This is a genomic window from Streptomyces spiroverticillatus (assembly GCA_014650415.1).
Taxonomy (GTDB): domain Bacteria; phylum Actinomycetota; class Actinomycetes; order Streptomycetales; family Streptomycetaceae; genus Streptomyces; species Streptomyces spiroverticillatus.
Genome location: BMUX01000001.1, coordinates 91443 through 111058 on the forward strand (window position 1 = coordinate 91443; position 19616 = coordinate 111058).

The window sequence follows — 19616 nt, forward strand, 5'->3', positions numbered from 1 at the left end:
AAAGGCCGGGCACCCCCGCAGTGGGGGCCCGGCCTTTCGGGTACTCGGGTGGCTAGCGGCCGGTGATGGCCTCCGCAGCCGCCTCGCCGCACACCCTCGCCGCACCGTGCGTCGCCACGTGCAGCGCGCCGCGCGGGGCCGACTGGGGCACGCCCATCTCGACCACGACCGTGTCCGGACGGGCCGCCAGGAGCGCGTCCAGGGCCGCGGCCATCCACGGGTGACGGTGTTCGTCGCGTACGACGGCGACGATCCGGCGGTCCCCGGCGGCGGCCAGGATCGCTTCGGCCGTGCCGGTCTCGGCGTTGAAGGTGCCCGTCTCGGTGCCCGGGAGCAGCCGCGCCAGGTCGGCGGCGACGCCCCACGGGGTCTCGTCGCCCACCGCGATGTTCGCGACCGGGGTCAGGGCGGCGACGTACGGAGCCGAGGTGACGGGAGTGGCGCCCGGGGCGCGGGTGACGGTGACGGCTCGGCGGGCGGCGACCAGGCCGACAGTCGTGTGGTTCTCGTTGCCGGGCGCGGTCCCCTCCTGCACTTCCGCGCCCGGCCCCGAAGCCTCACGGGCCTGCTGCGTCCACGTCGCGAGGGAGCGAACCCTCGCGGCCGCGTCGGCCAGCCGCTCCTCCGGCAGTTCGCCGGAGCGGACCGCCGACACCAGCGCGTCGCGCAGGCGCAGGACGGTCTCCTCGTCGGCGAGGCCGCCGCCGACGCAGATCGCGTCGGCGCCCGCGGCGATCGCCAGGACGGAGCCGCGCTCGATTCCGTACGTCGCGGAGATGGCCTGCATCTCCATGCCGTCCGTGATGATCAGCCCCTGGTAGCCCAGCTCCTCGCGCAGCAGACCGGTGAGGATCTGCGGGCTGAGAGTCGCGGGACGGGTGGGGTCGAGCGCAGGGAGAAGAATATGCGCACTCATGACCGATTTGGAACCGGCTGCGATCGCCGCCCGGAAAGGAACCAGCTCACGGGCGTGCAGTGTGGCGAGGTCCACATCGATACGGGGCATGTCGTGGTGCGAGTCGACATTGGTGTCGCCGTGGCCCGGGAAGTGCTTGGTGCAGGCGGCGACGCCGGAGGCCTGGAGGCCCTCGATGTACGCGGCGGTGTGCCGGGCGACGAGCGCGGGGTCGGCGCCGAAGGACCGTACGCCGATGACCGGGTTGCCCGGGTCGGAGTTCACGTCCGCCGACGGGGCCCAGTTGAGGTTGACGCCGCACTCGGCGAGGCGCCGGCCCAGCTCGCGGGCGACGTCACGTGTCAGGTCCACGTCGTCGACCGCGCCGAGGGCCAGGTTGCCGGGGAAGGAGGAGCCGCCGCGCACTTCGAGGCGGGTGACGTCGCCGCCCTCCTCGTCGATGGCGACCAGGACGTCCGCGCGCTCGGCACGCAGCTGGGCGGTGAGGGCCGCGAGCTGCTCCGGCGAGGCGATGTTCCGGCCGAACAGGCCGACGGAGGACAGCCCCTCCCCCACGCTGCGCAGCAGCCAGTCGGGGGCGGCGGTGCCGGTGAAGCCGGGCTGGAGGACGGCGAGGGCGTCCCGGGTGAGGGTGTCCGAGCGGGTGATCAGCGTCGTCATGGGTGAGTCATCCCTTCACTGCGCCGGCCGTCAGACCTGCGGCCATCTTGCGCTGGACGATGAGGAAGAGGATCACGATGGGCACGGCCATCATGGTCGAGCCGGCCATCATCGGCGCGTACTCGGTGCCCTGCTTGGTGGTGAAGTTGCCGAGCCAGACGGTGGCGGTCTGGTTCTGCTGGCTCATCAGCATGAGGGCGTACAGGTACTCGTTCCACGCCTGGATGAAGCCGTAGACGGACGTTGCGACGATGCCCGGGGCCAGCAGCGGGAAGACGACCCGCATGAAGGCGGAGGTGCGGGTGCAGCCGTCGACCATGGCCGCCTCCTCCAGCTCCTTGGGGATGTTGACGATGAAACCGCGCAGCGTCCACACCGTGAAGGGGAGGATGAAGGTCAGGTACGTGATGATCAGGCCGGAGAGCTTGTCGTACTGCCCGAGGTCGTTGAGCAGCAGGAAGACCGGGATGATCATGGCGACCAGCGGGACCATCTGGACCGCGAGGATGCCGACGATGACGACCTTGCGGCCGCGGAAGGCGAACCGCGAGATGGCGAGCGCGGCCAGCAGGCCGACGATCATGCCGATGACCACGACGACCAGCGAGACGATCAGACTGCGCCCGACCGGACCCCAGAAGTCGGAGACCTGGAACGCCCGGGTGAAGTTGTCCAGGGTGAACTCGGTCGGGAAGAAGTGCGGGTTGGGGTCGATCGCGTCCTTGGCGGGCTTGAACGCGGTGTTCAGCATCCAGTAGACGGGGAAGCCGGCGGTCACGAAGACCAGCAGGCCGATCAGGTTCCAGCCCAGCTTGGTCTTCTTGCGGCGGGGCTTGGCAGCCTTGCCGGAGGCGGTGGACGTGGCGGTGGTGACGGCGGGAGCCGCTGCGGTCGTGGTCACTCCACCTCTCCGATCTTGAGCATCTGGCGCATGTAGACGGCGACGACACCGAGCAGGAGCAGGACGGTCACCAGGGCGATCGCCGAGCCGCCGGAGTAGTCGTTGACGACGAAGGCCTTGTCGTACGAGTAGGTGGTGAGCAGCTGGAACTCGGCCTCGGGGTGGCCGTTGCGCATCACGAAGACCTGCGGGAAGACACCCATGTCCCAGATCAGCGAGAGCGTCGTGAGCATCACGATGATCGGCTTGAGGATCGGGAGGGTGACGTAGCGGAAGACCTTGATGGCGCCCGCGCCGTCGAGGCGGGCGGCCTCCTCCAGCTCCTTGGGGACCTGAGTGAGTCCGGCGCTGAGGGTGATGACGACGAACGGCACCGCGCCCCAGACGACCAGCAGCATGATGACGGCGAGGCCCTGCGGGCCGCTGGCGAACCAGTTGTGGCCGTTCATGTCGACGCCGGGGAGCTTGTCGAGGAGGTAGTTCAGGACGCCGTAGTCGGTGTCGAACATCCACTTGAAGACGGTGGTGGAGACGACGATCGGCATGCCCCAGCTGGCGATCAGGGCCACGTTGATGAGGATCTTGACCCAGCCCGCGACCTTCTGGAGCAGGAGGGCGATCATCATGCCGATGACCATCGTGAAGATGACCGCGCCGGCCGCGAACAGGATCGTGCGCACCACGACGGCCCAGAACTCGCCGTCGGAGAAGAGCTTGGTGAAGTTGGCGAGGCCGACCGTGGTCGTCTCCTTGAAGCCCCAGAGCTGGGACTTGCCGAAGTCCTGGAAGGAGAGGGTGACCAGGCGGACCAGGGGGTAGCCGAGGACCAGGACGAGCACGAGGAGGCAGGGCGCGAGCAGTGCCCAGGGCGCCGCGGCTGTGCCGTTTCTCGATGTGCGGCCGGTCTTCTTCCCGGGGGTGCCGGTGCTGCCCGGCGACGGTGCCTGCCGCGTGGGCGGCACCTTGGCGGTGGTTGTCTCTGCGGCACTCATCGCGCGCTCCTCAGCGATCCCTCTCGTACAACTGCATTCGCACCGTGCCGCCCCGTCCCCCGGGAGCAGCGCGCCGGGTGGGTCCGGCACGGGCAGGCAGCAGGGCCCCGCCGAGCGGCGGGGCCCTGCCTGCGGGTCACTTGGTGTTGATGACCTTGTCGATCGCGGCGTCGGCGACCTTGGCCGCGTCGGCGACGGACTTCTTGCCGGTGCCGATCTCCTGGAGCATGGTCTTGAGGACCTGCGCCTTCTCGATCTGGCCCCAGCCCGGTGCCATCGGCACGAACCAGCTGGACTCGGCGGCGGTGGCGGGAACGGCCGTCTTCGGGTCGTTCTTCAGCGGCGCCAGGTCCGTCTTGTTGTTCGGCAGGTTGCCCTTGGCGGTGAGGACCTTCTGGCCGTCCTTGCCGGTGAAGGCGTTGATCCACTCGGCGGCGGCCTCCTGCGACTTGGACTTGGCGGGCACCGCCAGGTCCGAGCCACCGAGGAAGACCGGCATGGCCTTGCCGGACGGGCCGGGCATCACGAAGTTCTCGAGCTTGGTGTCGAGCTTGCCGACCTTGTCGTTCTCCTTCGTGGCGGCCGTCGCACCCTCCCAGCCGGCGCCGAAGATCATGCCCGAGTTGCCCTGGCCGAAGACGACCGGACGGTCGGACTCGTCCTTGGTCTTGTCGGCGTGCATGTAGGTGTCGAGCACCTTCTTGTACTCGGTGAGACCCTTCTGGGACTCCGGCGAGGAGAGGTTGGCCTTGAACTTGCCGCCCTCCTCCTTCGCGATGGAGCCGCCGGCCTCGTACACGAAGGACATCGCGGCGTACCAGTCCGGCGAGGGCTGGTACCAGGCGCTGAACTTGTCGCCCTTCTTCTTCTGGATCTTGTCCAGGGAGTCGGTGAGCTCCTTGTACGTCTTCGGAGCGGCCTTGACACCGGCCTCCTCGGCGATGTCCTTGCGCCAGGTGCCGACACGGCCGCCCGCGTAGTAGGGGACGCCGTAGGTCTTGCCCTCGTACGTGACGGAGGCCTTCAGGCCGTCCAGCCAGGCGTCGGACTGGTCGAACTTCTTCGGGTCGACCTCGGCGAAGGCACCGGTCGCGATGTAGCTGAGCATCTCGGTGTTGCCCATCTCGACCACGTCGGGGGCGTTCTCCGTGGCGAGGACGGCGTCCAGCTTCGCGTTCTTGTCCGGCCAGCCGTAGTACTCGTGCTTGATCTTCATGCCCGGGTACTTCTTGGTGACCGCGTCGTCCGCGGACTTCACCAGCTCGGGCCAGTTCTTCTGTGCGTCGACAGTGAGCCAGACGGTCAGTTCCTTGGTGTCGGCCGCCTTTTCGCCGCCGCCGGACTTGGTGTCCGAACCGCACGCCGCCACGCCGACCAACATGCCGGCGACGCCAATCGCCGCGATGAGCTTGCGCTTCATTACGCCACTCTCCTGCTCAGGGATGCCTGCAACCCCCTGCCCACCGCGAGGACAACGCACGAAGTACGGCCTGTGGGACTGGGACCTGGTCTTTAATGGTTTAGACCAGTAGCTGGAGCTTGGCCTAGACCTTTTGGGGTGTCAAGGGTGTGTAAGACCACTCGTTGCGTCCGTTATCGGACCGACACCTGGGCCCGCACGCGAGCGCACAACAGGCCCTTCGGCCACCGTGTTCACGGGCGTTGCGGTGTATAAGAGGGAATCGCGCGGAGCCCGAGCCCCGCGCGGCGGACCGTGCCACCATCCATGTGAGCCGCGACAGACGGAGGAGCCGGTGACGGCAGCAGCGCAGGAGCCGGAAGGGCGGACCATGATCACCGACGGGGGACGCACGGAGACCAGCACGGGGGCCGCCACGAGCGGTACGGCCTCGGAGGCGGCCGCGCCCACGCGCACCGCCCGCGTCCCGAAGTACTACCGCCTCAAGCGGCACCTGCTCGACATGACCGAAACCCTCCCCCCGGGCACCCCGGTGCCCCCGGAGCGCACCCTCGCCGCCGAGTTCGACACCTCCCGCACCACCGTCCGCCAGGCCCTCCAGGAACTGGTCGTCGAGGGGCGGCTGGAACGCATCCAGGGCAAGGGCACCTTCGTCGCCAAGCCGAAGGTCTCGCAGTCCCTCCAACTCACCTCGTACACCGAGGACATGAGGGCCCAGGGCCTCGAACCCACCTCGCAGCTCCTGGACATCGGGTACGTCACCGCCGACGACACCCTCGCCGGGCTCCTGGACATCACCGCGGGCGGGCGCGTCCTGCGCATCGAACGCCTGCGCCTGGCGAGCGGCGAGCCGATGGCGATCGAGACAACTCACCTGTCCGCCAAGCGATTTCCGGCGCTGCGGCGCTCCCTCGTCAAGTACACCTCGCTCTACACCGCGCTCGCCGAGGTGTACGACGTACGCCTCTCCGAGGCCGAGGAGACCATCGAGACCTCCCTCGCCACGCCGCGCGAGGCGGGGCTGCTGGGCACCGACGTCGGCCTGCCGATGCTGATGCTTTCCCGCCACTCCCTGGACAAGAACGGGGAGCCGGTGGAGTGGGTCCGCTCGGTCTACCGGGGCGACCGCTACAAGTTCGTGGCCCGCCTCCAGCGCCCCCAGGACTGACCGCCGGGACGGCGCGTTTGAGGCTTGATCCACGGCCTCGGGCGCGGCCGGTCCCCCCGACCGCCCGGACATCCACGCAGGTGCACACGGTGGGCGCGGCGCTCGCGCCCCGTCGCGGTACAGCCTTTTCCGGCCAGCCACTTGGTCTAGTCCATTGACCCGCTCTCGGTCGTCGAGAAGGATCGGGAACGCCAGGTGGCCACCGGCAGGCACCGCGCTCGACCCGTTCCGCACCCACTCGGATCCACCGAAAGGCGCGTCACCCCATGAGGAAAAAGGCACAGCTGGCGGCAGTGACCCTGGCGGGCGGCATGCTCGCCCTCACCATGTCCACCTCGGCGCAGGCGGCCGGCGGTCCCACCAACCTGACGGGGAAGGGCTGCCCGTCCTCGTACGACAACAACTCCGGCGGCGTCCGCTGGATCCAGACGCTGAAGAGCAAGACGCAGTCCTCGACCCAGCGCTGGTACGGCCTCTACAAGGTCGTCTACCTCAAGCCGAACACGCAGGAGCCGGTCAGCCAGCCCAACCGCGAGTACGCCTGCTGGTAGTCCCGCCCCGGGGCCGTCGACCACGTCGACGGCCCCGTTCCACAACCCGGCACGCCCTCCGGCAAGTTGACGCTGGTACCCCCGCTGACCTGCGATGGTCGCCCCGTGTCCGTACCGATATGCGGACAGGGGGTTACGCAGCGCGGTCGCAGCCCCTAGATTTCGCGCACGTTACGACAGAGAAGATCGCGCGAGGGGACGGATCGCCATGGCAGAGCCGAGACCGACAGCGGAGACCGAGCAGGCCGGGGCCGCCCCGGAGCCCGCCCGCCGCAGGCTGTCGCCCAAGTCCGTGGTGATCTGGACCCTGGTGGCGATCGTCGGCGCGGCCGGCTGGGCGGTGCTCGCGCTGTCCCGGGGCGAGGACGTCTCGGCCGCGTGGATGCTGGCGGCGGCGCTGGGCTCGTACGCCATCGCGTACCGCTTCTACTCGAAGTTCATCGCGAACCGGGTGCTCAAGGTCGACAAGACCCGGGCGACCCCGGCCGAACTCCACAACGACGGCGTGGACTTCCACCCCACCGACCGGCGCGTGCTCTTCGGGCACCACTTCGCGGCCATCGCGGGCGCGGGTCCGCTGGTCGGGCCCGTGCTGGCGGCCCAGATGGGGTACCTGCCGGGCACCATCTGGATCGTCGCGGGCGTGATCTTCGCGGGCGCGGTCCAGGACATGGTCACGCTGTTCTTCTCCACGCGCCGCAACGGCCGTTCGCTGGGCCAGATCGCCCGGGACGAGATCGGCGTGGTCGGCGGCGCGGCGGCGCTCATCGCCGTGTTCGCCATCATGATCATCCTGCTCGCGGTGCTCGCCCTGATCATCGTGAACGCGCTGGCCGAGTCCCCCTGGGGCGTCTTCTCGATCGGGATGACGATTCCGATCGCGCTGTTCATGGGCATCTACCTGCGCATCCTGCGGCCGGGGCGGGTGACCGAGGTGTCGCTCATCGGCGTCGCCCTGCTGCTGCTCGCGATCGTCGCGGGCGGCTGGGTCGCGGAGTCGTCCTGGGCGGAGACCTTCACCCTGGAGCCGGGCACGCTGGTCATCTGGATGGTGATCTACGGCTTCCTCGCGTCGGTGCTGCCGGTGTGGCTGCTGCTCGCGCCGCGCGACTACCTCTCGACGTTCATGAAGGTCGGCACGATCGGGCTGCTCGCGGTGGGCGTGCTGATCGCGCTGCCGACGCTGAAGATGGACGGCATCACGAAGTTCGCGACGAGTGGCACCGGGCCGGTCTTCGCCGGTTCGCTGTTCCCGTTCGTGTTCATCACCATCGCGTGCGGTGCGCTCTCCGGCTTCCACTCGCTGATCTCTTCCGGTACGACGCCGAAGATGATCCAGAAGGAGACGCAGATCCGGACGATCGGCTACGGCTCCATGCTGGTCGAGTCGTTCGTCGCGATCATGGCGCTGATCGCCGCCTGCATCATCGACCCGGGCCTGTACTTCGCCGTCAACGCGCCCGCGGGCGTGGTCGGCGACACCGTGCAGGCCGCCTCGCAGGCGGTCGGGAACCTCGGATTCACCATCACCCCCGACCAGTTGGCGCAGGCCGCCAAGGACGTCGAGGAGGCCAGCCTGCTGCACCGCACGGGTGGCGCGCCGACCTTCGCGCTCGGCCTGTCGGAGATCTTCTCGGCCGCGTTCGGCGGGGCAGCGATGAAGGCGTTCTGGTACCACTTCGCCATCATGTTCGAGGCGCTGTTCATCCTGACGACGCTCGACGCGGGCACCCGGGTCGGCCGGTTCATGCTCCAGGACATGCTCGGCAACGTCTACAAGCCGTTCAAGAACGTCAGTTGGAAGCCCGGCGTCTGGATCGCCAGCGCCATCGTCGTCCTGGCCTGGGGCTACTTCCTGTGGGTCGGCGTGCACGACCCGCTGGGCGGCATCAACCAGCTCTTCCCGCTGTTCGGCATCGCCAACCAGCTCCTGGCAGCCGTCGCGCTCGCCGTCTGCACCACGCTGCTGATCAAGTCCGGGCGGCTCAAGTACGCCTGGGTGACGGCCGTTCCGCTGCTGTGGGACGTGGCGGTCACGCTCACCGCGAGCTGGCAGAAGATCTTCTCCGACGACCCGAAGGTCGGCTTCTTCGCCCAGCGCGACGTCTACCAGACCGCTCTCGACAAGGGCCTCGACAAGGTCGGACTCGCCAAGAACCGCGAGCAGATGGAGACCATCGTCACCAACTCCACGGTGGACGGCGTCCTTTCGATCCTCTTCGCCGTACTGATCGTGGTCGTCCTCTTCGAGGCCTGCCGCGCCTGCCTCAAGGCGATCCGCCACCCGGCGGCGGTCACCCTCAGCGAGACGAAGTACGTGAAGTCGGAGATCGTCGCCCCGGCGTCGCTCTTCGCCACCAAGGAGGAGAAGGCCGAGATGGCCGCCGCGGGCCTGGGCCCGGACGGCCGCCCGCTGAAGGAGGAGAGCACGGTATGAGCACCGGGACCCACGGGACACTGCGGCACGTGAGCACGGGGGCCCTGCGGCACCGGCTGTCCCGGCTGCGGTGGTTCGTGCGCGAGCTGACCGGCGAGGCGACGTACGACCGTTACGTCGCCCACGCCAGGTCGCACGACCCGGACGCCCCCGTGATGTCCCGCCGCGCCTTCGAGCGCAGCCGCACCGACGCCCGCGAGGGCGATCCGCGGGAGGGCTTCCGCTGCTGCTGAGCGGCTGACGGCCCCGCCGCTGCGCGGCCGACGGCTCCGCGTGCGTACGGCCCGGCGTTCCGCCCCTCGATACGGGGTGGGGCGCCGGGCCGTCGCCGTTGCACACTGCCGGGCATGGACATGCGTATCCGAACCGCGGAACCCGCCGAGCACACCGCAGTGGGCGAGATCACCGCCCGCGCCTACCTGGACGACGGACTCCTGTCCGGCGGCGCCCAGGACACCTACCTGCCCGTACTGCGGGACGCCGCGTCCCGCGCCGAGAAGGCCGAGCTGCTGGTCGCCGTGGACGCCGACGGGACTCTGCTGGGCACCGTCACCTATGCTCCCCAGGGCAGCCCCCTCCAGGACATCGCCGTACCCGGCGAGGCCGAGTTCCGCATGCTCGCGGTCGCGCACGCGGCACGGGGCCGCGGGGCGGGCGAGGCTCTCGTACGGGCCTGCATCGCCCGCGCACGGGCCGAGGAAGGGGTCGTACGGCTGGTGATGTCGACCCAGCCGACGATGCTCGGGGCGCACCGGATCTACGAGCGCCTCGGCTTCGTACGAACGCCCGACAGGGACTGGGAACCGCTCCCGGGACTGGGCCTGTTGACGTACGAATTGGGGCTTTAGCCCGTACGGAAAAGGCCCCAGGCCCCCTCGAAACAGGGCTTCCTCTTGTGAAGTGTTACGGCACGCGACACAACATGTGGTGGGTTCCCCAACGGGGACCCACCACATGTATGCTCGTCCTCGCTGTCGCCGCAGGGGAATCCGGTGAGAATCCGGAACTGTCCCGCAACGGTGTGTCATGTGCGCATTTGCGCACCGCCAAGTCCGAGGACCTGCCGACGGCGTGATCCGGCTCGACCGAACCGGATTCCGATACGTCCGGGCCTCGCGGTTGGGCCGGTGGACGCCAGGCGACGTGCGCCCTTTTCGAGGCGGACGTGTGCTCGCGCGCCCCCGCTCCGCCCCGTGGCCCCGCGCCGAGCGAGGGAGAGCCCCCACGTGACCATCGCGCCAGTCGATCCGGCCGTCGCCGAGCAGAGTACGGACAACCAGGACGCCCCCGGGACCGCGCTGCTGCGCACCCTGACGGACCTGACCGCCGACCTGCCCGACACCGACCCCGGCCGGGTCGCCGCCGCCGCCCTGCGTGGGCGCAACGCGCGCTCGGACGCCGCCGAGCTCCGGGAGCTCGCCACCGAGGCCGCCGCCGGCCTCATCTCCGAGGATCCCGCGTACTCGCGCCTCGCCGCGCGCCTGCTCGCCCGTACGATCCGGGACGAGGCCGCCACCCAGGGCGTGGGCTGCTTCTCCGAGTCCGTCGCCGTCGGTCACCGCGAAGGGCTCATCGCGGACCGCACGGCCGACTTCGTCGCCAAGCACGCGGCGGCCCTCGACGAGCTGATCGACCTCGACGGCGACGACCGCTTCGAGTACTTCGGTCTGCGCACCGTCTACAGCCGCTACCTGCTGCGCCACCCGATCACCCGCCAGGTCGTCGAGACCCCGCAGCACTTCATGCTGCGCGTGGCCTCCGGCCTCGCCGATGACACTGTGTCCATTGAAGAGAGTGCCGAGCGGGCTCTCCCCGAGGTCGCCTCCCTGTACCGCCTGATGAGCCGCCTGGACTACCTGCCGTCCTCGCCGACGCTCTTCAACTCCGGCACCCGCCACCCGCAGATGTCGTCCTGCTACCTCCTCGACTCCCCGATGGACGAGCTGGACTCGATCTACGACCGCTACCACCAGGTCGCGCGCCTCTCCAAGCACGCGGGCGGCATCGGCCTCTCCTACTCGCGCATCCGCGCCCGCGGCTCCCTGATCCGCGGCACCAACGGCCACTCCAACGGCATCGTGCCGTTCCTGAAGACGCTCGACGCCTCCGTCGCCGCCGTCAACCAGGGCGGCCGCCGCAAGGGCGCCGCAGCGGTCTACCTGGAGACCTGGCACGCGGACATCGAGGAGTTCCTGGAGCTCCGCGACAACACCGGCGAGGACGCCCGCCGCACCCACAACCTGAACCTCGCCCACTGGATCCCGGACGAGTTCATGCGCCGCGTGGACCAGGACGGCCCGTGGTCGCTGTTCTCCCCCGCCGACGTCCCCGAGCTGGTGGACCTGTGGGGCGACGACTTCGACGCCGCCTACCGCAAGGCCGAGGCCGCGGGCCTGGCGAAGAAGACCATCCCGGCCCGCGACCTGTACGGCCGCATGATGCGCACCCTCGCGCAGACCGGCAACGGCTGGATGACGTTCAAGGACGCCTCCAACCGGACCGCCAACCAGACGGCGGAGCCGGGCCACACGGTCCACTCCTCCAACCTGTGCACCGAGATCCTCGAGGTCACCAACGACGGCGAGACGGCCGTCTGCAACCTCGGCTCGGTCAACATGGGCGCCTTCGTCCTCGCCGACGGCGAGATCGACTGGGACCGCCTCGACAAGACCGTCCACACGGCCGTCACCTTCCTCGACCGCGTCGTGGACATCAACTTCTACCCGACCGAGCAGGCCGGGAACTCCAACTCCAAGTGGCGTCCGGTGGGCCTGGGCGCCATGGGCCTCCAGGACGTCTTCTTCAAGCTGAAGCTGCCGTTCGACTCCCCCGAGGCCGCGGCGCTCTCCACGAAGATCGCCGAGCGGATCATGCTCGCCGCGTACGAGGCGTCCTGCGACCTCGCCGAGCGCGCCGGCACCTTCCCCGCCTGGGAGAAGACCCGCGCCGCCCGTGGCGTCCTGCACCCCGACCACTACGGTGTCGAGGTCTCCTGGCCGGAGCGCTGGGACGCCCTGCGCGCCCGCGTCGCCAAGACCGGCATGCGCAACTCGCTGCTCCTGGCCATCGCGCCCACCGCCACCATCGCCTCCATCGCGGGCGTGTACGAGTGCATCGAGCCGCAGGTCTCCAACCTCTTCAAGCGCGAGACCCTCTCCGGCGAGTTCCTCCAGGTCAACTCCTACCTGGTCCGCGACCTGAAGGCGCTCGGCGTCTGGGACGCGCAGACCCGTGAGGCGCTGCGCGACGCGTCCGGCTCGGTCCAGGGCTTCAACTGGATCCCGCAGGAGGTCCGCGACCTGTACCGCACCGCGTGGGAGATCCCGCAGCGCGGCCTGATCGACATGGCGGCGGCCCGCACCCCGTACCTCGACCAGTCCCAGTCCCTCAACCTCTTCCTCGAAACGCCCACCATCGGCAAGCTCAGCTCGATGTACGCGTACGCCTGGAAGAAGGGCCTGAAGACGACGTACTACCTGCGCTCGCGCCCCGCCACCCGCATCGCGCGCGCCGCCGGCTCGCAGACCGCCCAGGTCGCGGCCCCCACGACCACCCTCCCCGCACAGCAGGTGACGGACGCCGAAGCGCTCGCCTGCTCCCTGGAAAACCCCGAGTCCTGCGAGGCCTGCCAGTAATGAGCTCCACCAACTCCGAGAAGAACCTTCTCGACCCCGGCTTCGAGCTGACCCTGCGCCCCATGCGCTACCCGGACTTCTACGAGCGCTACCGGGACGCGATCAAGAACACCTGGACCGTCGAGGAGGTCGACCTCCACTCGGACGTCGCGGACCTCGCGAAGCTGACCCCGGGCGAGCAGCACATGATCGGCCGTCTCGTCGCGTTCTTCGCGACCGGCGACTCGATCGTCTCGAACAACCTGGTGCTGACGCTCTACAAGCACATCAACTCCCCCGAGGCGCGGCTCTACCTCTCCCGCCAGCTCTTCGAGGAAGCCGTCCACGTCCAGTTCTACTTGACGCTCCTGGACACCTACCTCCCCGACCCGGAGGACCGCGCCGCGGCCTTCGACGCAGTCGAGGAGATCCCCTCCATCCGCGAGAAGGCGCAGTTCTGCTTCAAGTGGATGGACTCGGTCGAGAAGATCGACCGCCTGGAGACGAAGGCCGACCGCCGCCGCTTCCTGCTCAACCTGATCTGCTTCGCGGCGTGCATCGAGGGCCTGTTCTTCTACGGTGCCTTCGCGTACGTCTACTGGTTCCGCAGCCGCGGTCTGCTGCACGGTCTCGCAACCGGGACGAACTGGGTCTTCCGGGACGAAACCATGCACATGAACTTCGCGTTCGAGGTCGTGGACACCGTCCGCAAGGAAGAGCCGGACCTCTTCGACGACGAGCTGGAGCAGCAGGTCACCGACATGCTGAAGGAAGCCGTCGCCGCCGAGCTCCAGTTCGGCCGCGACCTGTGCGGCGAGGGCCTGCCGGGCATGAACACCGAGTCCATGCGCGAGTACCTGGAGTGCGTCGCCGACCAGCGCCTGGAGCGCCTCGGCTTCCCGAAGGTGTACGGGTCCTCCAACCCGTTCTCCTTCATGGAGCTCCAGGGCGTCCAGGAGCTGACGAACTTCTTCGAGCGCCGGGTCTCCGCGTACCAGGTGGCCGTCGAGGGCACCGTCGGCTTCGACGACGACTTCTAGACAGCTGCTAGGCGGCACGGCTGTAGCTGCTGCTCGGACGGGCCGGGATTCCTTCGGGGGTCCCGGCCCTTTCGGCGTCCGCCCGCTCGGCGTCCCGGAGCTGACGGTCGATCCGCAGGTCCCCGAGGTGTCCGATGAGCGAAGGAAGGGCGAGAAGGGCGAAAACGAACGCTACGGCCAGGTAGTCCATGAATGTGTTCATGCCTCAACTCTCTTACTTCGCAGGCGTCTTGATGAGTGGCAGGACTGTCATGAGACGTCGAATTACTGCCACACCGGATGCATACTGGCGGCATGCTGAAAAACGTGGCCGTGGCGCTGGTCGACGGGGCGAACCCGTTCGAACTCGGCGTGCTGTGCGAGGTGTTCGGTATCGACCGGAGCGAACAGGGCCTGCCTGTCTACGACTTCGCGGTCTGCGCCGCCGAGAAGGGCCCGCTGTCCGCCCGCTCGGGGGCCTTCACGATCAACGTGCCGTACGGTCTGGACCGGCTGGAGGAGGCGGACCTGATCTGCGTCCCCGCCGACCAGCACTGCGAGTCGCGTACGTATCCGGAAGAGCTGCTGGCCGCCCTGCGCCGGGGCGTCGAGCGCGGGGCGCGGGTGCTGAGCGTCTGCTCGGGGGCCTTCGTGCTGGGCGCGGCCGGGCTGCTGGACGGCCGCCGGTGCACCACGCACTGGCGGCACGTGGACGAGCTGGCCGAGCGCCATCCGCTGGCCCGGCTGGAGCCGGACGTGCTGTACGTCGACGAGGGCAGCGTGATCACGTCGGCGGGCACCGCGGCCGGCATCGACGCCTGCCTGCACCTGGTGCGCCAGGAGGACGGGCCCGAGGTCGCCAACGCCATCGCCCGCCGGATGGTGGTGCCGCCGCACCGGGACGGCGGCCAGGCCCAGTACATCGAGCGGCCCCTCACCCATGCCCGCTGCGACACGGTCGGCGAGGTGCTGGTGTGGATGGAGCGCAACCTCGAACAGGAGCTGACCGTCGAGGAGTTGGCGGCCCGCGCCCACATGTCGCCGCGCACCTTCGCCCGCCGCTTCCAGCAGGAGACCGGGACGACTCCCTACCGGTGGCTGCTGCGCCAACGGGTGCTGCTGGCCCAGCAGTTGCTGGAGGCGTCGGACGAGACGATCGACGCGGTCGCGGGGCGTTCCGGGTTCGGTACGGCGGCGGGGCTGCGCCACCACTTCCTGCGCACCCTGGGCACGACCCCGCACGCGTACCGCCGGACCTTCCGGGGCCCGGCCCGGGCCGCCTGACCGGGCTGCGGCCCCGGCCGGAAGGCGCCCGAACGACCTGTGCCCGGCCGCTCGTCGAGAGGCCGGGCACAGGGGAAACACGCAGGCGGGGACTAATCGTTGGGGACCGTCTCGTAGCGCGGGGTGCCCTCTTCCATCTGCTGGAGCGCGGCCTTGCGCTCGCGCTTGGAGAGGCGGTCGATGTAGAGGCGGCCGTAGAGGTGGTCCGTCTCGTGCTGGAGGCAGCGGGCGAAGTAGCCGGTGCCCTCCACCGCGATCGGGTTGCCCTCGGCGTCCTGGCCGCGCACGACCGCGTAGTCGGGGCGGGCCAGCTCGGCGTAGGCGGTGGGGACGGAGAGGCAGCCCTCGTTGGAGTCGTCCAGCACGCGGCGGTCGGCGGGCAGCTCGTCCAGGACCGGGTTGATCACGACGCCGGTGTGGCGGACGCCGTCGTCGTCCGGGCAGTCGTACACGAAGACCTTGAGGTCGACGCCGATCTGGTTGGCGGCCAGGCCCACGCCCTCGGCGGCCTTCTGGCTGGCGAACATGTCGTCGATGAGGGAGGCGAGCTTGTCGTCGAACTCGGTGACGTTCTTGCACTCGCGGTGCAGCACCGGGTTGCCGACGACCGTGATGGGCCGGGCGGTGCCGCGCTCGCGGTACGCCAGCTCGCGCGCCTCGCAGTCCTCCGTGTCCACCACGAACTCCGATGCGACCTGCTCGTCGACCTGCTGCTGTTGCGCCATGTCCGCCGTACGCCTTCCTCAAAACCCGTGTCGATTGCCCATACAGCGTACGTGCCCCACTCGGCGGGCGAGGTCTCAGCAGACTTCTTCGAGGTCCCGCCACTCCCGGCTGTCCGGACTGTCCGCGACCCAGCCGTCGAGCAGCCCGCGCACCAGCTGCGGCGGCGCGGCCAGGCCGCATTCGCGCTCGGGGACCCACAGGTCGCCGTTCGTACGGTGACCGAGCGGGCCCGGATGTCCCGGCTCGCTGTGGTCGTGCGGGTCCAGGTGCTGTTCGCCGTCGCCCTCGTCGGAGGGCATCCGCGACTCCGAGCAGGAGCGGCAGAGCAGTCGTACGGACGAGGACCAGTCCTCGGCAGCGAAACCGGCGTCGGCCGCGAGCCGCTCCAGGGCGTCCCGGTCGGCCTCGGTGGCGGCCTCCAGGAGGACCACCCAGGTCGGGACGGGCGAGGGGGCCCACAGCTCGATCTCGTCGAAGACGGGGAAGGAGGGCCCGGCGGCCGTCACCCGTTCCCCGTGCGGCACGCCGTCGTGCAGGACGACCTCGCCCCAGCGCCGCCCGGAGGACGGCAGCGGGATGGACAGCACCTCGATGCGCGCGGGGTCGAGCCTGCGGCCCCACACCACCTCGGCCTCGCCCTCGGGCGAGAGCCGCACGGCGGCGCTGCCCAGCTCCATGCCGACCGGTTCGCCGCTCTCCGTGGGGGCGCCGGGCACCCTGAGCCCGTACGCCTGCCAGGCCCGGCGCGCGAGCGGCCAGTCCTGGAGGGCGGTGGCGGCGATCCCGACGTTCCACCAGTCGGGGGCGCCCTCCTCGCGGTCGAGCAGGGCGACGGCGCGCAGGCCCGCGGCCCGCGCCTGGTCCCAGTCGTGCCGGAACTTGTGCAGCAGCGCCAGATTGAACCAGGACTCCGAGAGCCAGGGTTCGAGATCCGCCGCGCGCGTCAGCAGCGCTCCCGCGTCCTCGTACCGACCGTCGCCGATCAGCGTGAACGCGCGGTCGGTGGCCTGCCGCCACGAGGCGGAGGGCCGATGCCGTACCTTCCCGAAGATCCTCACGATTCCCGCCTGCCGGTTGGCTCTCTCCCCTGCGCTTATCCGCTGCCAGGGGCTCTCTTCGCATCCAACCATGCCCGGTCGGAGGCCCGCTCATTACCCACTGGTTACCCAGGCGGGGGCAGGGCGACTCCGCGCGCGACGACGCGGGCCAGGGATTCCACGACCTCGCTCTGGTAGTCGCGTCCGGTGCCCAGTCTCAGGCGCTCCAGAGCGCTCAGTGGGCCGCCCAGCCCACCTCCGCATTCCCCCGAGAGGTCGTCGTACGCGTTGACGGTACGGACGATTCTCGCGGTGAGGGGCTGCTCACGGTACGGATCGGCCTGCCGCTCCACGACCACGGCGACGTCCGCCACCACCCCGGTCTGCCGCACCACCGCACCCCCGAGCAGGGCGATGCGCCGCTGCTCGGCGGCGGGCAGCGAGGCGGTGGCCCCGGCGGGCACCGGGTCGACCAGCGACAGCTGCCCGATGTCGTGCATGAGCGCCGCGTACTCCAGCACGGTCACCTCGTCCCCGGAGAGCCCCATCTCGCGTCCGACGGCCGCCGACAGCGCGGCCACCCGGTGGGCGTGCCCGGGGCGGGTGTACCCGGCGATCTCGGTGGCGCGGGCGAGCGAGGCGATGGTCTGCCGGTAGGTGTCCCTGACCTCCCCGTACCGCCGGAACGACAGCTGGGTGAGCAGCAGCGGCACGCAGAACACGGGCAGCGCCCACAGCCCCACCACCCCCACCGCCAGCGCCATCACGACCCCGCTCGCGCACACCGCCGACCCGATGCCGCGCAGGCCGCGCAGCTCCTCCCTCAGCAGGGGTCCGTACGGGTGCCCGGTGCGCGCGGCGAGCAGTGCGGCGGCGAGCACGGCCTCGCAGAGCCCGGTGAGCGCGAGCAGCACCGCGAGGAAGAGGGCGTAGAGACCGCCGTGCCCGACCCAGTCGTCCACCACCCCGGAGTTGTACGCGGGCTGGAAGAGCACCGCGGCGAACCCGACGGTCAGCACGCGCCGGGCGCAGCGGTCGGAGCTCGGGCGGCTTCTGCGCGCCAGCATGCCGAGCGCGGACCCGCCGGCGCTCACCACGACGACCTGGGCGACCCCGTGCGTGGTGGGCACGCCCCCGCAGTGCCCGAGCAGGGCGTACGCGAGGGCCCCGGCGGTCCCGAGCGGTGCGGCCTCGCCGCCCCGGTGGGCGAGCTCACCGATGCAGACGAGCACCCCGAAGGCGAGGGCGGTGCCGGGCTCGGCGATGCCGTCCGGTACGAGGAGGCCGAGGGCGACGAGCACCCAGAGCAGGGCGGTGGCGCGGGCGGCGAGGACGAACCGGGGCACCTTGACCGTGGCGGCGGGGACGAACCGGGGCGGCTGCACGGTGCCGGACCGGGGCTTCATCCCTTCCCTCCGGAGACGTCCAGGCCTTCCGGCGAGTGGGGTGCGGGGTCCGGGGCCGCGCCGGCGCGGGGCGCGGTGGCAGGGGGGCGCGTCCGGGCGGGGGCGGGCAGGGGCAGGGTCCGGTGGGGCGGTCCGGAGGCCTCACGGGGAAGCCCGGTGGCCTTGTCCGGTCCGGACCCGTCCCGGCCCGCCTCCGTGCCGCCCTCGTCAGCGGTCACCTCGGGGTTCCAGCCCTCCCGCCGCAGCGCGGCGACCAGGGCGCCCACCATCCGGGCGTCGAACTGCGTGCCCGCGCACCGCTCCAGCTCCGCCACCGCCTCCGGGACCGGCCGGGCCCGCCGGTAGGAGCGGGTCGAGGTCATCGCGTCGAAGGCGTCGGCCACCGCGACCACCCGGGCGAACTCCGGGATGCGCTCGCCGGAGAGCCCGTAGGGGTAGCCGCTGCCGTCCATGCGTTCGTGGTGGTGCAGGATCGCCGCCCGGGCCTCGCCGAGGAAGCCGATGCCGCGCACCATTTCGTGCCCGTACTCGGGGTGGAGTTCGATGACCCGGCGCTCCTCGGGGGTCAGCGGGCCGTCCTTGCGCAGGATGCGGGTCGGCACGCCGATCTTGCCGACGTCGTGCAGGATCCCGGCGAAGCGGAGCACCTCCCGCCGTTCCTCGTCCATGCCCAGTTCGGCGGCCATCATGGCGGAGGCCCGGCCGACCCGTTCGCCGTGGCCGCGCGTGTACCGGTCCTTGAGGTCGACGGCCTGCACCAGGGCGCGGATCGTCGAGCGGTGGGCGTCGCGTTCGCGCTCGTACTGCGAGAAGACCCAGCAGGAGAGGTACATCGGCAGCAGGACGAAGAGGGCGGCGACCGGCCCGTACGGGCTGCGCCACAGGACGGCCATCATCAGCCCGGCCAGCCCGTGCACACCGTGCGGGGCCAGCGAGCGCAGGAAGAGGCCGCGCCAGCCGGTCCGTACGGGAATCCTTTCTGCAGTGACCAGGATCCCGCCGTCCAGCACCGTCAGGACGACGCAGAACCCGAGGATCGCCACCCCGGCGGGCGCCAGTACCCCCGGGAAGTCCTCCCCCGCGCCCTCGCCCCACCAGGTCCGCAGCGACGACGCCGCCCACACGGCGACCGACAGCTCCGCCGCCCGCCACACCCGCCGCACCCCGCCCGGCCTGCGCTTCACCCGCCCCAGCAGCCCCCCGGGCAGCACCGCGAGCGCGGCGGCCGACGGCGGCAGCAGGAAGACGGCCGCCAGCGGTACGGGGAAGAAGGCGCCCGGATCGACGGAGACGGCGTGCCCGACGAACGGGCAGCGCGGCAGCAGCTCGCACACCGTGTACAGGACGGCCAGCAGTGCGACGGCGTCCCAGGGGGCCCGGTCCAGGCCGGTCGCGCCGGACAGGACGCACAGGCCCGAGAGCAGGACGGCGCAGGAGACGTAGATCCGCGCACCCGCCGGCAAGGCTCGCACCCGCTCCCCCGCT

Annotated in this window: 17 protein-coding genes and 1 riboswitch; of the genes, 8 read left to right on the top strand and 9 right to left on the bottom strand. The window is 70.5% G+C overall.

Features of this window, described 5'->3' with window-relative positions; all coding sequences use genetic code 11:
* Positions 1-52: 52 nt before the first annotated feature.
* The 4 genes from IE269_RS00455 to IE269_RS00470 all read right to left on the bottom strand — a co-directional run bounded on the left by IE269_RS00455 (position 53) and on the right by IE269_RS00470 (position 4889).
* Positions 53-1576, bottom strand: a complete 1524-nt coding sequence (locus tag IE269_RS00455; RefSeq protein ID WP_189820643.1) for a glycoside hydrolase family 3 protein — start codon at positions 1574-1576, stop codon at positions 53-55.
* Positions 1577-1583: 7 nt separating this feature from the next.
* Positions 1584-2387, bottom strand: a complete 804-nt coding sequence (locus tag IE269_RS00460) for a carbohydrate ABC transporter permease (RefSeq protein ID WP_189821314.1) — start codon at positions 2385-2387, stop codon at positions 1584-1586.
* An 86-nt stretch (positions 2388-2473) separates the two neighbouring features.
* Positions 2474-3469 (bottom strand): carbohydrate ABC transporter permease, encoded by a 996-nt coding sequence (locus IE269_RS00465; protein ID WP_189820644.1) that lies wholly within the window; start codon positions 3467-3469, stop codon positions 2474-2476.
* A gap of 136 nt (positions 3470-3605) precedes the next feature.
* On the bottom strand, positions 3606-4889 hold the full coding sequence (locus tag IE269_RS00470; RefSeq protein ID WP_189820645.1) for an extracellular solute-binding protein: 1284 nt from the start codon (positions 4887-4889) through the stop codon (positions 3606-3608).
* 370 nt (positions 4890-5259) lie between these two features.
* Between IE269_RS00470 and IE269_RS00475 the strand changes: the two genes are divergently transcribed.
* From IE269_RS00475 to IE269_RS00505, 7 genes are all read left to right on the top strand, one after another.
* Positions 5260-6057, top strand: coding sequence for a GntR family transcriptional regulator (locus IE269_RS00475; protein ID WP_189821315.1), 798 nt, complete (start codon positions 5260-5262; stop codon positions 6055-6057).
* 266 nt (positions 6058-6323) lie between these two features.
* Complete coding sequence (locus IE269_RS00480) at positions 6324-6608, top strand: hypothetical protein (RefSeq protein WP_189820646.1); 285 nt, start codon at positions 6324-6326, stop codon at positions 6606-6608.
* 208 nt (positions 6609-6816) lie between these two features.
* Positions 6817-9045 (top strand): carbon starvation CstA family protein, encoded by a 2229-nt coding sequence (locus IE269_RS00485; RefSeq protein WP_189820647.1) that lies wholly within the window; start codon positions 6817-6819, stop codon positions 9043-9045.
* Positions 9042-9278 carry a YbdD/YjiX family protein gene (locus IE269_RS00490; protein ID WP_189820648.1) on the top strand — a complete coding sequence of 79 codons (237 nt, stop codon included), beginning with the start codon at positions 9042-9044 and terminating at the stop codon, positions 9276-9278. The genes IE269_RS00485 and IE269_RS00490 overlap by 4 nt, the downstream gene beginning before the upstream one ends.
* Positions 9279-9392: 114 nt before the next feature.
* The gene (locus IE269_RS00495; RefSeq protein ID WP_189820649.1) at positions 9393-9893 is read left to right on the top strand and encodes a GNAT family N-acetyltransferase; all 501 of its coding nucleotides are present in this window, start codon (positions 9393-9395) and stop codon (positions 9891-9893) included.
* Positions 9894-10003: 110 nt separating this feature from the next.
* Positions 10004-10127, top strand: a riboswitch (cobalamin riboswitch).
* 144 nt (positions 10128-10271) lie between these two features.
* Positions 10272-12680: a ribonucleoside-diphosphate reductase subunit alpha gene (locus IE269_RS00500; protein WP_189820650.1), complete on the top strand. Its 2409-nt coding sequence runs from the start codon at positions 10272-10274 to the stop codon at positions 12678-12680.
* The gene (locus IE269_RS00505) at positions 12680-13699 is read left to right on the top strand and encodes a ribonucleotide-diphosphate reductase subunit beta (RefSeq protein WP_189820651.1); all 1020 of its coding nucleotides are present in this window, start codon (positions 12680-12682) and stop codon (positions 13697-13699) included. The genes IE269_RS00500 and IE269_RS00505 overlap by 1 nt, the downstream gene beginning before the upstream one ends.
* Before the next feature lie 7 nt (positions 13700-13706).
* Here IE269_RS00505 and IE269_RS00510 read toward each other — a convergent pair whose 3' ends face one another.
* A complete protein-coding gene (locus IE269_RS00510; protein WP_189820652.1) occupies positions 13707-13901 on the bottom strand; it encodes a hypothetical protein in 195 nt (64 codons plus the stop codon).
* 92 nt (positions 13902-13993) lie between these two features.
* On the opposite strand from IE269_RS00510, the gene IE269_RS00515 reads away from it, so the two are divergent.
* Positions 13994-14962, top strand: a complete 969-nt coding sequence (locus IE269_RS00515; RefSeq protein WP_189820653.1) for a helix-turn-helix domain-containing protein — start codon at positions 13994-13996, stop codon at positions 14960-14962.
* A 92-nt stretch (positions 14963-15054) separates the two neighbouring features.
* Here IE269_RS00515 and def read toward each other — a convergent pair whose 3' ends face one another.
* The 4 genes from def to IE269_RS00535 all read right to left on the bottom strand — a co-directional run bounded on the left by def (position 15055) and on the right by IE269_RS00535 (position 19603).
* Positions 15055-15687, bottom strand: a complete 633-nt coding sequence (gene def, locus IE269_RS00520) for a peptide deformylase (RefSeq protein ID WP_189820654.1) — start codon at positions 15685-15687, stop codon at positions 15055-15057.
* 75 nt (positions 15688-15762) lie between these two features.
* Positions 15763-16746: a tetratricopeptide repeat protein gene (locus IE269_RS00525; RefSeq protein ID WP_189820655.1), complete on the bottom strand. Its 984-nt coding sequence runs from the start codon at positions 16744-16746 to the stop codon at positions 15763-15765.
* Positions 16747-16850: 104 nt separating this feature from the next.
* Positions 16851-18131, bottom strand: coding sequence for an HD-GYP domain-containing protein (locus IE269_RS00530; RefSeq protein WP_229897375.1), 1281 nt, complete (start codon positions 18129-18131; stop codon positions 16851-16853).
* Complete coding sequence (locus IE269_RS00535; protein ID WP_189820656.1) at positions 18128-19603, bottom strand: HD-GYP domain-containing protein; 1476 nt, start codon at positions 19601-19603, stop codon at positions 18128-18130. The genes IE269_RS00530 and IE269_RS00535 overlap by 4 nt, the downstream gene beginning before the upstream one ends.
* Positions 19604-19616 lie beyond the last annotated feature (13 nt).

Excerpts from the sequence above, each read along its gene's own strand:
- IE269_RS00515 (WP_189820653.1), top strand. The coding sequence starts at position 13,994 with ATGCTGAAAAACGTGGCCGTGGCGCTGGTCGACGGGGCGAACCCGTTC.
- IE269_RS00505 (WP_189820651.1), top strand. The coding sequence starts at position 12,680 with ATGAGCTCCACCAACTCCGAGAAGAACCTTCTCGACCCCGGCTTCGAG.
- IE269_RS00510 (WP_189820652.1), bottom strand. The coding sequence starts at position 13,901 with ATGAACACATTCATGGACTACCTGGCCGTAGCGTTCGTTTTCGCCCTT.
- IE269_RS00475 (WP_189821315.1), top strand. The coding sequence starts at position 5,260 with ATGATCACCGACGGGGGACGCACGGAGACCAGCACGGGGGCCGCCACG.
- IE269_RS00490 (WP_189820648.1), top strand. The coding sequence starts at position 9,042 with ATGAGCACCGGGACCCACGGGACACTGCGGCACGTGAGCACGGGGGCC.
- IE269_RS00455 (WP_189820643.1), bottom strand. The coding sequence starts at position 1,576 with ATGACGACGCTGATCACCCGCTCGGACACCCTCACCCGGGACGCCCTC.
- IE269_RS00470 (WP_189820645.1), bottom strand. The coding sequence starts at position 4,889 with ATGAAGCGCAAGCTCATCGCGGCGATTGGCGTCGCCGGCATGTTGGTC.
- IE269_RS00495 (WP_189820649.1), top strand. The coding sequence starts at position 9,393 with ATGGACATGCGTATCCGAACCGCGGAACCCGCCGAGCACACCGCAGTG.
- IE269_RS00530 (WP_229897375.1), bottom strand. The coding sequence starts at position 18,131 with ATGAAGCCCCGGTCCGGCACCGTGCAGCCGCCCCGGTTCGTCCCCGCC.
- IE269_RS00485 (WP_189820647.1), top strand. The coding sequence starts at position 6,817 with ATGGCAGAGCCGAGACCGACAGCGGAGACCGAGCAGGCCGGGGCCGCC.
- def (WP_189820654.1), bottom strand. The coding sequence starts at position 15,687 with ATGGCGCAACAGCAGCAGGTCGACGAGCAGGTCGCATCGGAGTTCGTG.
- IE269_RS00465 (WP_189820644.1), bottom strand. The coding sequence starts at position 3,469 with ATGAGTGCCGCAGAGACAACCACCGCCAAGGTGCCGCCCACGCGGCAG.
- IE269_RS00480 (WP_189820646.1), top strand. The coding sequence starts at position 6,324 with ATGAGGAAAAAGGCACAGCTGGCGGCAGTGACCCTGGCGGGCGGCATG.